Origin of the sequence: Nocardia carnea NBRC 14403 (assembly GCF_000308515.1) — a bacterium.
GTDB lineage: Bacteria > Actinomycetota > Actinomycetes > Mycobacteriales > Mycobacteriaceae > Nocardia > Nocardia carnea.
This window is the reverse complement of sequence record NZ_BAFV01000049.1, coordinates 14,707-27,698: the sequence shown is the minus strand read 5'-3', so window position 1 is coordinate 27,698 and position 12,992 is coordinate 14,707. Positions and strand designations below refer to the sequence as shown.

The window sequence follows — 12,992 nt, the reverse complement described above, 5'->3', positions numbered from 1 at the left end:
CTGGGCCCTGAAACTGCTGCGCGAACGCTTCGCGAAGGTGATCTGGGTACCCGGTAATCACGAACTGTGGACGACCGCCAAAGACCCGGTGCAGATGCACGGGGCCGCGCGCTACGACTACCTGGTCGCCATGTGCCGGGACCTCGATGTGCTCACTCCCGAGGATCCGTTCCCGGTGTGGACCGGCGCCGGTGCCGAGGCCTATGGCGGCGCGGTGACACTGGCTCCGCTGTTCCTGCTCTACGACTACAGTTTCCGGCCCGAAGGCGCGCGTACCAAGGCCGAAGGGCTGGCCATCGCCCGGGAACGCAATGTGGTGGCGACCGACGAATTCCTGCTCACCCCCGACCCATATCTCACCCGGGACGCCTGGTGCGACGCCCGGGTCCGCGCCACCCGCCGCAAACTGGACAACCTGCCCGAGGCCACACCGCTGGTGCTGATCAACCATTTCCCGCTGGTCCGCGAACCCACCGATATGCTCTGGTATCCCGAATTCGCACTGTGGTGCGGTACCGAGCAGACCGCGGACTGGCACACCCATTACAACGTGGTCTGCGCTGTCTACGGTCACCTGCATATTCCGCGTACCACGTACTACGACGGTGTCCGGTTCGAAGAAGTTTCCCTGGGTTATCCGCGGGAATGGCAGAAGCGCGGGAAACCCGAAAAACTGCTCCGCCAGATCCTGCCCGACCCCCGGTACGGGCCCGGCGACCTGAACGAATGGGGCGGCCATTTCAAGGTGACGCCGGAGATGGCTGCCGCGGCCGCCGAGATGCGCGACAAGGCCCAGCGCCGCCGCGGGCTCGCCTGAACCGGCGACCGGCGACACCCAGTAGGCTCACCGACGATGATCGAGACAATCCTGCCCGCCGATATCGCCTCCGCCGAGTTGCTGGACTATCCGGAGGATCTGAAAGCGCATCCCGCCGAGGAACCGCTGATCGCGAAATCGGTGGAGAAGCGGCGCCGCGATTTCATCGGCGCGCGGCACTGCGCCCGCCAGGCACTCGCACAGCTGGGGGAGCCGCCGGTGGCGATCGGCAAAGGCGAACGCGGTGCGCCGGTATGGCCGCGCGGGATCGTCGGCAGTCTCACTCACTGTGACGGTTTCCGGGGTGCGGCGCTGGCGCATAAGCTGCGGTACCGCTCGATCGGGATCGACGCCGAACCACACGAAACCCTTCCCGAGGGTGTCCTGGATTCGGTGAGCCTGCCCGCGGAACGGGAGTGGTTGCGGAGCAGCGACTCCGGACTGCATCTGGATCGGCTGCTGTTCTGCGCGAAGGAGGCCACGTACAAGGCGTGGTTCCCGCTCACCACCCGCTGGCTGGGTTTCGAGGACGCACACATCACCTTCACCGTCGAGGAGCAGGGCGCCGGGACGGGGGCGGGCACGTTCCGGTCGGAACTGCTGGTACCCGGGCAGACCGGCGACGGCGGCGTGCCCCTCACCTCGTTCGACGGCCGCTGGCTGATCACCGGCGGATTCATCCTGACCGCGATTGCGCACAGCTGATGGCCGATGTCCTGGGCGGTCTGCTGATCGTCGACAAACCCACCGGCCCGACCAGCCACGATATCGTGGCCCGGGCGCGGAAGCTGTTGCACACCAAGAAGGTCGGGCACGCCGGCACGCTCGATCCGATGGCTACGGGGGTGCTGGTACTCGGCGTTGAGCGCGCCACGAAATTACTTGGCCTGCTCACGCTCACCACCAAGGCCTACACCGCGACGATCCGGCTGGGCTGCGCCACGACCACCGATGACGCCGAGGGGGAAGTACTGACCACCGCGGCGGCCGGGCATATCACCGATGCCGATATCGCCGGGGGGGTCGCCGTGCTCACCGGTGATATCCAGCAGGTGCCGGCGACGGTGAGCGCCATCAAGGTCGGCGGTGAACGCGCCTATGCCCGGCACCGTGCCGGTGAAGAGGTGAAGCTCGCCGCCCGGCCGGTCACGGTCTCCCGTTTCGACGTACTGGCCCGCCGCGATATCGCCGAGCCCGATGTGGTGGATCTGGATGTGGTGGTCGAATGTTCGTCGGGCACCTATATCCGTGCGCTGGCACGCGATCTGGGTGCCGCGCTGGGAGTGGGCGGTCATCTGACCGCGTTACGCCGCACCAGGGTCGGCCCGTTCACGCTCGAACATGCCCGCACCCTCGAACAGTTGGCAGAGGATCCCGTTCCGAGCCTCGATATCGACGCCGCCGTCCGGTTGTCTTTCCCGCACCGCGTGATCGGCGCCGATGATGTCGAGAAACTACGGGACGGCCGCTGGCTCGACCCGATCGGCATCACCGGTGTCCATGCCGCGCTCACCGAGGGCGGACGGGCGATCGCGCTGCTCCAGGAGAAGGGTAAGCGCGCCGCGCCCGTATTCGTGGTGCGCCCGCGGGGCCTGGTCGACTGAACAACTCGCAGTCGCCGGTACTGCGCGGGGCACAACAGTGCACGCTGCACGTCGACGAACACTCCGCAGCTTCGCAGGTCGCGTTGCGCACCTGTCCTATCGGCCCGTACGGAACGGCTGCCCGCGGCGCCGGCGCAGTTCCCGTCGGCCTTCTGCCCGGCGGCCGGCACCGTGTTTCACGGCACCGAACCGGCCGATGGCATCGGCTGTCGCATCGGTGCTGTCAGGGACCGCCCGGCACCGGTTGGGTGCGGGCATTCGGTCGTCGCCGCGCCGGAGACGGTCCGGCGTCGGACGAATACCTCGTGTGGGCGCACTGTGCGCATATCGGGGTTCACCCTGGGACAGGTTCTTCGGCGTATTGGTCGCGCAGACGCTGGACGGCGTCGTCCATATGGTCGCGTAGCAGACGGTGGGCTCGGCCCCGGGACGCGGCGCCGATCGCCTCCCGTAGTGCCACGTGCTCGTCGGCCTGCTCGCGGAGGTCGGGGTAGGTGGTCTGCAGTTTGCCCAGGCACATACGGGTTTCGATCAGTAGGGTGCGGGCCGCCCGGACGAGGCGTGTGCTGCCCGCCGCCGCGACCAGGGCCTCGTGGAACTGCTGGTCGGCGTCGGAGACCCCGGCGGCGTCACCCGCCGCGGCCCGTTCGAGCATGGTCTGCACGCTCGGTGCGAGTGCCGCGTAGGCGCTGTCGCGGCGGTCGTCGAGGATCAGCGCGAGCGCACCTCCTTCGATCGCGGTGCGCGACCGGTAGATGTCGACGACATCGGCGAGGGTGAGTTCGATGACGAAGATGCCGCGGTTGCGGATACTGTGCAGCAGCCCCTCCGAGACCAGCCGCTGCATCGCTTCCCGGACCGGGCCGCGCGAGACCCCGAACTGCGCCGCGAGATCGGCCTCACCCAGCTGCGCTCCCGGTTCCAGCGCGCCGCGCATGATCGCCTCCCGGAGGCGGTCGGCGATCATCTCCGCGGTGGAGCGCTGATTGACGGGTTCGAAATCAATGACCGACATATGCGGGCCTTTCCGCGAACAACGCGCCCAGTGCCGGGACGATCCGGGTCGCGCCGGCGAGTCGCAATCCCTCCCAGATGGTGACCTGATTGGCGGTGAGTACCGGTTTCCCCAGTGCCGCCTCCAGGCGGGGCAGCACCTCGAGGGTATGCATGGCGGTATCGGGAATCAGCAGTGCCTCCGCCTCCGGATGATCATTTGCCCGCGCCAGCGCCAGTACCTGCTCCGGTTCGAGCGTGCCTACTTCGGCAGCGGTTTCGATACCCGCGCTCGCGAACGCGGCCACGGTGATCCCGGCATCGGCCAGGAAATCGGCGAACAGCCCGGCCACATCCGCCGGGTAGCTCGCCGCGACCGCCACCCGCCGGACGTCCAGCGCCTGCGCGGCCGCCACGAAGGCGAAACTGGTGCTGGAAGCCGGAACGCCCGCGGCCTCGGCCAGCCCCCGGACCTGTTCGCGGGCGCCGTCCGGGCCGTAGACGAAACTGCCCGAGGTGCATGCCCAGACAACAGCGTCCGGCCGGTGCGCGGCGAGCCGGGCGGCGCCGTCGCGGAGTTTGCCCGGGCTGCCCAGATCCAGCAGTTCGGGTACTGCGTGCAGATCGGTGCCGTAGATATGGGCCACCGGCAGCCGTGCGTCCAGCAGGGCCTCCGCTCGTGGGTAATCGTCCTCGGCGGCATGGTCGGGGTAGATGAATCCGATGGTCGGTGCCGGCATGGGCCCTCCGTTTCCGAGCTGGGTTACGTTCGGGGACATCATCTTTCAGAACACCTCCAGCAGCCAGCGGCCCGGACCCATCATCGGCAGTTTCATCCGCCCGAGACAGGCCCACATGGTGAGCTGGTTGGCCGTGAGAATCGGTTTGCCCAGAACCTTCTCCAGCGGTTCGATGATGTCGTAGGTGGGCAGGTTCGTGCAGCTGACGAAAATCGCTTCGGCGCGCGGATCGTCGGCACCCAGGATGCGCTCGGCAATGGTGCGGTAGTTGACCTTCCAGATTCCGCCGCCCAGACCGAGGTGGTCGGAGCGGACCACCTCGCAACCCGCTTCGGCGAGGAAGTCGCGCAGTTTGCCGGTGAGAACCTCGTCGTAGGGGGTCATGATCGACAGGTTCGTGATACCGAGATGGCCGATCGCTTCGAGGAGCGCGCCGGAGGTCGTGACCGCGTTGGCCGCCCCTGCCCGGCAGATCGTTTCCCGCAGTGAGCGTTCGTATTCGATGCCTTTGATGAAACTACCGGAGGTACACAGATACGCCACGACTTCGGGTTCCACGTGCAGAACGTTGCGGGTCGCGGCGGTCAGATGGGTCGCGTCGGAGACCAGTTCGGCCATGGCCAGCGATACCGGGACCGGTTCGTAGGGTGTGCGGGCCAGGTGCAGGCTCACCTCCAGCGGTGCCCAGCGCCAGAGTTCACGCTCCAGGGCGAGGTCGAACGGTGCGATGACACCGATGCCCCGTTGCGCGACCGGGCCCTCCATATCGGGAAAATCGAACTCCACTGCGGCCCCTCTCGCACTCAGCCGGGAAGACCTCCGAGAACGATCGGATTGTTGACAATCATACGATGTGACCATACTGTGTCAATATGAAATCGGGCCCCATCGTCACGATTGTGCACAGTGACCAGCAGCCCGATCCCGCGCTGATGGCGCCGGTCGATGCGCGGGCCACGGTGCGCTACACGGATTCGGCCGGGCTGGCCGCCGCGCTGCCCGGTACCGATGTGCTGTTCGTCTACGACTTCCAGACCCATGCGCTGCCCGATGCCTGGCCGGCGGCCGACCAGCTGAGCTGGCTGCATATCGGCGCCACCGGCGTCGATACGGTGATGTTCGACGACCTGCGCGACAGCGATGTGGTCGTCACCAACACCCGCGGAGTCTTCGATACCGCGATCGCCGAATACGTCCTCGGCCAGATCCTCGACTTCGCCAAAGATCTTTCGGGGTCGAAGCGGCTGCAGCGGCAGGAGATCTGGCAGCATCGCGAATCCGAGCGGATCGCCGGAGCCACCGCCCTCGTCGTCGGCACCGGATCGATCGGGCGCGCGGTCGCCGGATTGTTACGGGCCGCCGGTATGCGGATCCGCGCGGTCGGCCGCCGCGCCCGCACCGACGACCCCGATTTCGGCACCGTCGCCACCGATCTCATCGCCGAACTCCCCGGCGCCGACTATGTCGTCGCCATCGCCCCGCTGACCGACGACACCCGGCATATGTTCGACGCCCGGGCGTTCGGTGCCATGAAACCGCATGCCCGCTTCGTCAACGTCGGGCGTGGTGAACTGGTGGTCACCGACGATCTGGTCACCGCGCTGGAGAACGGCGCGATCGCCGGTGCCGCGCTGGATGTGGTGGACCCGGAACCGCTGCCACCCGGACATCCGCTGTGGCAGTTGCCCAATGCGCATATCACCCCGCACAATTCCGGTGATTTCGCCGGCTGGCGCACGGAGATCGTCACCGTGTTCACCGAGAATTTCGAGCACTGGCTGGCCGGTCGGCCGCTGGACAACGTCGTCGACAAGACGCTGGGGTATGTGCCCGGCTGAAGGGAAGGCCGCAGATGAACCAGCCCGAGGTGCCCCGACCGACCGATCCCGTCGATATGACCGCGGTCGAACTGGTCTCCGCCTACGCCGCCGGGACATTGTCCCCGGTGGAGGCGACCGAGGCCGTACTCGCCGCCATCACCGCGCGGGATACCGATATCAACGCCTACTGCCTCGTCGATCCCGACCGCGCGCTGGTGCAGGCCAAGGATTCCGAGGCGCGCTGGCAATCGGGGCACGTCCGCGGGCTGCTCGACGGTGTGCCGATCTCGATCAAGGACATCTTCCTCACCGAGGACTGGCCGACCCGCCGCGGCTCCCTGAGCATCGGCCCGGAAGGCCCCTGGCCGGTGGACAGCCCCGTCGCCGCGCGAGTGCGTGAGGACGGGATGGTGATGGTGGGTAAGACCACCACACCCGAGATCGCCTGGAAGGGCGTGACGGACAGTCCGCTGACCGGTATCACCCGCAACCCCGTCGACCCTTCCACTACCGCCGGCGGCTCCTCCGGCGGTAGTGCCGCGGCGGTCGCGGCCGGGATGGGCCCGGTCTCGGTGGGCACCGACGGCGGCGGCAGCGTCCGGATTCCCGCCGCGTTCTGCGGCATCGTCGGCTTCAAACCGACGCACGGTCGCATCCCGCTGTATCCGGCCAGCCCGTTCGGCCCGCTCGCCCATGCCGGACCGCTGACCCGCACGGTCGAGGACGCGGCGCTGCTACTGGATATTCTCGCCCTGCCGGACCCACGCGACCCCACCGCGCTGGCCCCCACCCTCACCACGTTCCGCGGCCAGATCCAGCGTGATGTCCGCGGCGTGACCGCCGCCTACTCGCCGACGCTGGGCTATGTGCGCCCCGATCCGGAGGTCGAGGCGATCGTCTCCGGCGCGGTCACCGCACTGGAGGCCGCCGGGCTGCGCGTTTCGGCCGCCGATCCCGGGTTCGCCGATCCACGCGAAGCCTTCGACGTGATGTGGGCGGCGGGAGCCGCGGCCATGCTCGCGAACTTTCCGCCGGGCGCCCGCGAAAACGCCGATCCCGGCCTGCGCCGGGTCTGGGAGCACGGCGAAACCCTCTCCGCCACCGACTATCTCGATGCCCGCGCGGTTGCCGCCCAGGTGGCGATCGCCATGGGCACCTTCCACACCGTCTACGACCTGCTCATCACGCCCACGGTGCCGATCCCCGCGTTCGCGGCGGGTCACGATGTCCCACCGGACAGCGGGATGTCGGACTGGCCGGACTGGACGCCCTACACCTATCCGTTCAACCTCACCCAGCAGCCCGCGCTGAGTATCCCCGCCGGGCGGACGAGCGAGGGATTGCCGGTGGGCCTGCAGATCATCGGCCCCCGGCATTCCGACGATCTCGTGCTGGCGGTCGGCCGGTTCGCGGAGGCGGTGCTGGACGCGCGCTGACTGCGGCGCCGCCCGAGCTCGGGTCGGTCGGTCGTCGGGGGCCCCCGCCCCGGCGCGGCACATGGCGGGAGCGAATCGCTTGTGGCCTCCCCGAACTCCTCAGGCCCGCGGTTGCTCCGGCGATGGAGTCCGATCCCGGGACAATGACCGGATCCGCCGGTCGCCGGGTGCGCCGTACCCGTCCGTTGCGCTGTGCCCGATACGCGTTGGGCTGTGCTCGTGGCGTGTTGCGAGGTGCTCGACAGCCGAGCCTGTTCGATCAGCCGGCGGACGCCCGGGGGTGATCGCCGAACAGCACACCGATGCCGACTGCGACGAGGGCTGCGCCGACCACCGTGTCGATCCGCCGCCATACACTCGAATCGGCGAACTTCCGGTGTAGGGCGGCGACCGTGGTGGTCAGCATGAGGTACCAGACCGTCACCACGACCGCGGCGATCAGTGGAAGCGTGATCGCCTCGGCGACGCCGACTCCGCCGGTCGGCACGAATTGCGGTATGAGTGCCACGAACAGCACCGCGGCCTTGGCATTGAGGATATTCGACAGGAATCCACGGACGGCGTTGTCGAGTGGGGTGCCCGGCCGGACCGGCGCCTCGGCGCCCGGTACATCGCCGCGTCGTCGTGCGGCGAGCAAAGCCCGAACTCCGAGATAGACCAGATACAGCGCGCCCGCGACCTTCACGACCGTGAATGCCTGCGCGGAAGCGGCCAGCAGGGCGGCGATTCCGGTCACCGCGGCCAGCACCCAGACGAACATGCCGGCAGCCACGCCGAGGGTGGCGGCTGCTCCGGCTGTCCAGCCGGTCAGGGCCCGGCTGATGATCACCGCCATATCCGGTCCCGGCGAGACGGCGATGAACAGCATCACCACCGCGAACGCGGCGTACTGCCCGGCAGCGGACATCAGCGGCTCCTGATCACACGGCGAAGTTCACGTCGAGCCGCTCATATCCGGCCCTCGGTCGCCGCTGCCGGGCCGTCCCTGGCCGGGGCCGCGGCGCCGAGAACTCCAGCCTGGCTCGCAGGTTGCAGGCGACCGTCGGCTCGTCCGAGCTCAGACCGGTTTTCGGCGGGATCGCGGGTCCGTCCGGGCATAGGCCGGTGCTGCGGGCGCAGATCTGCGGCAGAGGGTGACGGGTCTCGTCAGGCGCGGGCGAAGGCGAGGGTTTCGCCGGCGACGCCGTGCAGCCACAGGGTGTTGCAGGCGGCGGCGAGCTCGTAGAGACCGTCCTCGATGGTGGCGAAGACATTACCGGGCACCCAGCCGAGGTCGCCGTTGATGAGTAGGTTGTTGCGACCGTAGAACAGTGCGAGATCGGTGGCGCCCTGGGCGTGATGAGCGGCCGATCCCGGTTCGTAGCCGTAGGCCGGGTTGCCGATCTCCCAGGGTTCGAAATCGAACAGGCAGACGTCGCCGGGAATGGGGGTGACGGTGGGGTTCTCGCGGCGGGGGGCGTCCTGGATGCGGGGGACCAGGGTGTAGACCTCGTTACGAGCGTATTTGGCGTGGAAGGCATCGCCTTCCTGTGGGAGGGCATCCCATACCGCGGCGCAGGTGCGCGGAGCCTGCTCGTCGAGCAGCCGGGCACGGCAGGTGATTCCGGCTTTGGTGAGAGTGATCGTGAGATAGCGCGCCATGTATTTCGTCCTGGTGCTCATGCGGAGGAGACCGGCCGTGGGACCGGTCTCCCCGCGGGTGGGATCAGAGGCCGAGTTCGGCGAGTACCGCGGACCAGATGTCGAGCGCGTCGGCAATCTGGGTTTCGGCGACGACGAGCGGCGGGATCATCCGCACCACGTTCATATGCGCACCGCAGGTCAGCAGCAGCAGGCCCTTCGCGGCCGCGAGTTGCTGGGCGGCGGTGGCGGTTTCCCGGTCCGGCGCGCCGTCGGCGGTGGTGAACTCCGCGCCGACGAGCAGCCCCAGCCCGCGGACGTCACCGATGGCCTTGGATTCGGCCGCCCGCACCCCGGCCAGCAGCTGTTCGCCGCGGATCCGTGCGTTCTCGACCAGGTTCTCCGATTCGATCACCTCGAGGGTGGCGAGCGCGGCGGCGCAGGCCACGGCATTACCGCCGTAGGTGCCGCCTTGCGACCCGGGCCAGGCGGCGCTCATCAGTTCGGCCGAGGCCGCGATCCCGGAGATGGGGAAGCCGCTGGCCAAACCCTTGGCCATGGTGATGACATCCGGTAGGACCCCGAAATGCTGGTGGCCGAAGAACTTTCCGGTCCGGCCGAAACCGGTCTGGATCTCGTCGAAGATCAGCAGGATGCCGTGCCGGTCCGCGCGTTCACGCAGCCCCTCGAAGAACACCCGGTTCCCGGGGATGTACCCGCCCTCGCCGAGAACGGGTTCGACGACGAAGGCCGCGGTTTCGGCCGGGGAGGTGAGGGTGGCGAATACATAGTCGAGTTCGCGCAGGGCGAAGGAGGTGGCTTCCTCCTCGCTCCAGCCGTAGCGGTAGGCGGTGGGGAAGGGGGCGACGTGCACACCGGACATGAGTGGGCTGAAACCCGCGGAGAAGCGGGTGCCGGAGGTGGTCATGGTCGCGGCGGCCACGGTACGGCCGTGGAAGCCGCCGTGGAAGACGATCACATTGGGCCGCCCGGTGGCCTGGCGGGCCAGCCGCAGTGCCGCTTCGATCGCCTCACTGCCCGAATTGGAGTAGAACACCGAATCCAATCCCGTGGGCAGCACCGTGCCGAGGCGTTCGGTGAGCTCGAGCAGCGGCCGGTGCATCACTGTCGTGTATTGGCCGTGGATCAGTTTCGCGACCTGGGCCTGTGCCGCCGCCACTACTCGCGGATGGCAGTGGCCGGTGCTGGTGACCCCGATACCGGCCGTGAAATCGAGGTATCGGCGACCGTCGGTGTCGTAGAGGTAGCAGCCCTCGCCGTGGTCGACGGTGACCGGGGTGGCCTGCTTCAGGATCGGGGACAGTTCGGCCATGGTGGCGCCTCCCGGGACGGTCGGTGCGGCGTTCCGGACCGACGGGTATGCGAAATCGTGAAAGAACGATTGTCGGATTGTTGACAATATGGATATCACGACAGGCCCACACCGGGCAATGCCCTGGAGTCACCCGCGCCCCGCCCGGGCGTGTCGGAACTATCCCGCGATCAGTCCCGCAGCCAGATCGCTTCCGCGGCGATACTGCCCAGATCCGTGAGGTTCTCGTCCCGCCCGATCCGCACCGCGATCGTCCCTGCGAAATCTCGCCGTTCCACCACCACGATCACGGTATCCAGCGCGATCCCGACCGAATCGAAATAGCGCAGCATGTCCGGGTCCGAATCGGAGATACGGGCCACCCGGCCGGTTTCTCCCGCCTCGAAAGCGATCAACCGCCGGGCCGGCGGTGTCGGCACCGCCCCGTCCACCGACGGAATCGGATCGCCGTGCGGATCCCGGTCCGGGAACCCGAGCTTCGCGTCGATGCGGGCCATCAGCAGATCCGACACCGCATGCTCGAGGATCTCCGCCTCGTCGTGGACCTCGTCCCAGCCGTAACCGAGCTCGCTCACCAGGAACGTCTCGATCAGGCGGTGCCGGCGCACCATCGCGATCGCGGCCCGCCGGCCCTCCTCGGTCAGCGTGATCGCGCCGTACCGGGCGTGTTCGACCAAACCCTGATCCGACAGTTTGCGCACCGCCTCCGAAACGGTCGAAGCCGAGACGCCGATCCGCTCCGCGAGCAGTTTCGTGCTCACCCGTTCCTGCGACCACTCCTGGGTTGTCCAGATGACTTTCAGGTAATCCTGCGCCACCGACGACAGGCCCGGAGCGGCCGATTCCCCGGCGTCGGCGAGTTCCCGTCGGGTGGCGATATCTCGTTTTCCGGGCACAACCACGAGCTTAAGCATTCGCAGTGCGATACACATATCCCGCCACCTCCGCGAAACCCCGTGTTCGCGCCCGCGTAGCCGGAGCCCGGCAAGCATCCCCACCCGAATACGGTGCGGCGGCTTGTTTGCGTAGGCTTGGCGTCTGTGCAGAGGTGGCGAAGTCTCGACGACGTACCCGCGGACTGGGGGCGGTGCGTGCTCACAATCGGCGTGTTCGACGGTGTTCATCGCGGACACGCGCAGTTGATCAGCCGGGCGGTGAAGTCGGCTGCCGCGCGCGGCGTCCCGGCCGTATTGATGACCTTCGATCCGCATCCGATGGAGGTGATCCGGCCCGGTTCGCATCCCGCGCAACTCACCACGCTCACCCGGCGGGCCGAACTCGCCGAGGAGCTCGGTGTCGACGTTTTCTGCGTGATGCCGTTCACCCATGACTTCATGAAACTCACGCCGGCCGAATACGTGCACGATCTGCTCGTGGAACGGCTGCATGTCGCCGAAGTCGTGGTCGGCGACAATTTCACCTTCGGCAAGAAGGCCGCGGGCACGGTAGCCACCATGCGTGAACTCGGCGACCGGTTCGGTTTCGCGGTCGACGGGGTGACCCTGCTGGGCGAACACGCCGTCACTTTCTCCTCCACCTATATCCGCGCCTGTGTGGACGCCGGGGATATGGCCGCCGCCGCGGATGCGCTCGGCCGGCCGCACCGGGTCGAAGGGGTGGTGGTGCGCGGTGACGGCCGCGGCAAGAGCCTGGGATTCCCCACCGCCAATGTCGCGCCGCCCATGCATGCCGCGATCCCGGCCGACGGTGTCTACGCGGGCTGGTTCACCGTGCTCGGCCCCGGGCCGAACATCGGCACGGTGACGCCGGGGCAGCCCGCCATGGCGGCGGTCTCGGTGGGCACCAACCCGACCTTTTCCGGTCGCGCCCGCACCGTCGAGGCCTACGTGCTCGACCGTGAGGCCGATCTCTACGGACAGCATGTGGCCGTGGATTTCGTGGACCACCTGCGCGGGATGCGCAAATTCGAATCGGTCGACGAACTCGTTGCCGCCATGGGCCGCGATGTCGACGCCGTCCGCAAAATTCTGGGAGCCGGGAACTAGCCGGGCCGCCGTACCGAGGCCGGGACGGCTCCGGTATGGTGGCTCGTCGGGTCTGCTGCGGTCCGCGGCAGCGCCCATCCCGGATACGACGACCGGTGAACCGTTCACCTGCAGAGGTGGATGATTCCCGGTCCGCCCCGGGCACCTTACGCGCGGAACTGAGAAACAGGAGTGGATGCCCCATGGCGTTGACCACCGAGAAGAAGAAGGCGATTCTCGCCGAGTACGGTCTGCACGAAACGGACACCGGTTCCCCGGAGGCGCAGATCGCGCTGCTGTCCAAGCGGATCTCCGAGATCACCGAGCACCTGAAGGTGCACAAGCACGACCACCACACCCGGCACGGCCTGATGACGCTGATCGGCCGCCGTAAGCGGCTGTCGAAGTACCTGGCCGCCAAGGACATCAACCGGTACCGCAGCCTGATCGAACGCCTGGGCCTGCGGCGCTGATATTCCGTGAACACGCCCGGTTCCACGAGCCGGGCGTCACGTATGCCGACGGGGCGCATACAATCGCCTCGTCGGCATTTTCGTGTGCGGGGGACCTCCCGCGTACGAGCACGACAGAACCAGCCGTCACACCCGCGCTCGTGGCGTCGGTCTTCGGTAGTGGCTTTTCGG

14 protein-coding genes are annotated in these 12,992 nt (G+C 67.9%); 7 read left to right on the top strand and 7 right to left on the bottom strand.

Features of this window, described 5'->3' with window-relative positions; all coding sequences use genetic code 11:
- From ON22_RS17230 to truB, 3 genes are all read left to right on the top strand, one after another.
- A partial coding sequence (locus tag ON22_RS17230) for a metallophosphoesterase family protein (RefSeq protein ID WP_043740272.1) occupies positions 1-817 on the top strand: 817 nt, incomplete at its 5' end.
- Between the two features lie 36 nt (positions 818-853).
- Complete coding sequence (gene npt / locus ON22_RS17225) at positions 854-1,522, top strand: 4'-phosphopantetheinyl transferase Npt (RefSeq protein WP_033241435.1); 669 nt, start codon at positions 854-856, stop codon at positions 1,520-1,522.
- On the top strand, positions 1,522-2,421 hold the full coding sequence (gene truB, locus ON22_RS17220) for a tRNA pseudouridine(55) synthase TruB (RefSeq protein ID WP_033241436.1): 900 nt from the start codon (positions 1,522-1,524) through the stop codon (positions 2,419-2,421). The genes npt and truB overlap by 1 nt, the downstream gene beginning before the upstream one ends.
- 334 nt (positions 2,422-2,755) lie before the next feature.
- Here the strand turns inward: truB and ON22_RS17215 are convergent, their stop codons facing one another.
- The 3 genes from ON22_RS17215 to ON22_RS17205 are packed head-to-tail and all read right to left on the bottom strand — an operon-like array spanning position 2,756 to position 4,919.
- Entirely contained in the window at positions 2,756-3,436 is a 681-nt protein-coding gene (locus ON22_RS17215) for a GntR family transcriptional regulator (RefSeq protein ID WP_033241437.1), read from the bottom strand.
- Entirely contained in the window at positions 3,423-4,154 is a 732-nt protein-coding gene (locus ON22_RS17210) for a maleate cis-trans isomerase family protein (protein ID WP_033241438.1), read from the bottom strand. Before ON22_RS17210 ends, ON22_RS17215 begins: the two co-directional genes overlap by 14 nt.
- Positions 4,155-4,199: 45 nt before the next feature.
- Positions 4,200-4,919 carry a maleate cis-trans isomerase family protein gene (locus ON22_RS17205; protein WP_197039621.1) on the bottom strand — a complete coding sequence of 240 codons (720 nt, stop codon included), beginning with the start codon at positions 4,917-4,919 and terminating at the stop codon, positions 4,200-4,202.
- A gap of 107 nt (positions 4,920-5,026) precedes the next feature.
- Between ON22_RS17205 and ON22_RS17200 the strand changes: the two genes are divergently transcribed.
- Together ON22_RS17200 and ON22_RS17195 are read left to right on the top strand one after the other, a co-directional pair.
- Positions 5,027-5,992 (top strand): D-2-hydroxyacid dehydrogenase, encoded by a 966-nt coding sequence (locus ON22_RS17200; protein WP_033241440.1) that lies wholly within the window; start codon positions 5,027-5,029, stop codon positions 5,990-5,992.
- Between the two features lie 29 nt (positions 5,993-6,021).
- A complete protein-coding gene (locus tag ON22_RS17195; protein ID WP_197039622.1) occupies positions 6,022-7,410 on the top strand; it encodes an amidase in 1,389 nt (462 codons plus the stop codon).
- 259 nt (positions 7,411-7,669) lie between these two features.
- Here ON22_RS17195 and ON22_RS17190 read toward each other — a convergent pair whose 3' ends face one another.
- The 4 genes from ON22_RS17190 to ON22_RS17175 all read right to left on the bottom strand — a co-directional run bounded on the left by ON22_RS17190 (position 7,670) and on the right by ON22_RS17175 (position 11,295).
- Entirely contained in the window at positions 7,670-8,317 is a 648-nt protein-coding gene (locus ON22_RS17190) for a LysE family translocator (protein WP_033241441.1), read from the bottom strand.
- A gap of 239 nt (positions 8,318-8,556) precedes the next feature.
- Entirely contained in the window at positions 8,557-9,051 is a 495-nt protein-coding gene (locus tag ON22_RS17185; protein ID WP_033242224.1) for a DUF3830 family protein, read from the bottom strand.
- Positions 9,052-9,115: 64 nt separating this feature from the next.
- Positions 9,116-10,363: an aspartate aminotransferase family protein gene (locus ON22_RS17180; protein ID WP_033241442.1), complete on the bottom strand. Its 1,248-nt coding sequence runs from the start codon at positions 10,361-10,363 to the stop codon at positions 9,116-9,118.
- Positions 10,364-10,533: 170 nt separating this feature from the next.
- Positions 10,534-11,295, bottom strand: coding sequence for a metal-dependent transcriptional regulator (locus tag ON22_RS17175; protein WP_373280872.1), 762 nt, complete (start codon positions 11,293-11,295; stop codon positions 10,534-10,536).
- Positions 11,296-11,403: 108 nt separating this feature from the next.
- Here ON22_RS17175 and ON22_RS17170 point away from each other — a divergent pair, with 108 nt between their 5' ends.
- Positions 11,404-12,369 carry a bifunctional riboflavin kinase/FAD synthetase gene (locus ON22_RS17170; protein ID WP_081595634.1) on the top strand — a complete coding sequence of 322 codons (966 nt, stop codon included), beginning with the start codon at positions 11,404-11,406 and terminating at the stop codon, positions 12,367-12,369.
- A gap of 182 nt (positions 12,370-12,551) precedes the next feature.
- Positions 12,552-12,821 (top strand): 30S ribosomal protein S15, encoded by a 270-nt coding sequence (gene rpsO / locus ON22_RS17165; protein WP_033241444.1) that lies wholly within the window; start codon positions 12,552-12,554, stop codon positions 12,819-12,821.
- The last annotated feature ends 171 nt before the right edge of the window (positions 12,822-12,992 follow it).

What these genes read in the sequence shown, in the direction of transcription:
- ON22_RS17200 (WP_033241440.1), top strand. Translation starts at nt 5,027, where the DNA reads ATGAAATCGGGCCCCATCGTCACGATTGTGCACAGTGACCAGCAGCCC.
- ON22_RS17190 (WP_033241441.1), bottom strand. Translation starts at nt 8,317, where the DNA reads ATGTCCGCTGCCGGGCAGTACGCCGCGTTCGCGGTGGTGATGCTGTTC.
- ON22_RS17185 (WP_033242224.1), bottom strand. Translation starts at nt 9,051, where the DNA reads ATGGCGCGCTATCTCACGATCACTCTCACCAAAGCCGGAATCACCTGC.
- rpsO (WP_033241444.1), top strand. Translation starts at nt 12,552, where the DNA reads ATGGCGTTGACCACCGAGAAGAAGAAGGCGATTCTCGCCGAGTACGGT.
- ON22_RS17215 (WP_033241437.1), bottom strand. Translation starts at nt 3,436, where the DNA reads ATGTCGGTCATTGATTTCGAACCCGTCAATCAGCGCTCCACCGCGGAG.
- ON22_RS17180 (WP_033241442.1), bottom strand. Translation starts at nt 10,363, where the DNA reads ATGGCCGAACTGTCCCCGATCCTGAAGCAGGCCACCCCGGTCACCGTC.
- truB (WP_033241436.1), top strand. Translation starts at nt 1,522, where the DNA reads ATGGCCGATGTCCTGGGCGGTCTGCTGATCGTCGACAAACCCACCGGC.
- ON22_RS17210 (WP_033241438.1), bottom strand. Translation starts at nt 4,154, where the DNA reads ATGCCGGCACCGACCATCGGATTCATCTACCCCGACCATGCCGCCGAG.
- ON22_RS17205 (WP_197039621.1), bottom strand. Translation starts at nt 4,919, where the DNA reads ATGGAGGGCCCGGTCGCGCAACGGGGCATCGGTGTCATCGCACCGTTC.
- npt (WP_033241435.1), top strand. Translation starts at nt 854, where the DNA reads ATGATCGAGACAATCCTGCCCGCCGATATCGCCTCCGCCGAGTTGCTG.
- ON22_RS17175 (WP_373280872.1), bottom strand. Translation starts at nt 11,295, where the DNA reads ATGTGTATCGCACTGCGAATGCTTAAGCTCGTGGTTGTGCCCGGAAAA.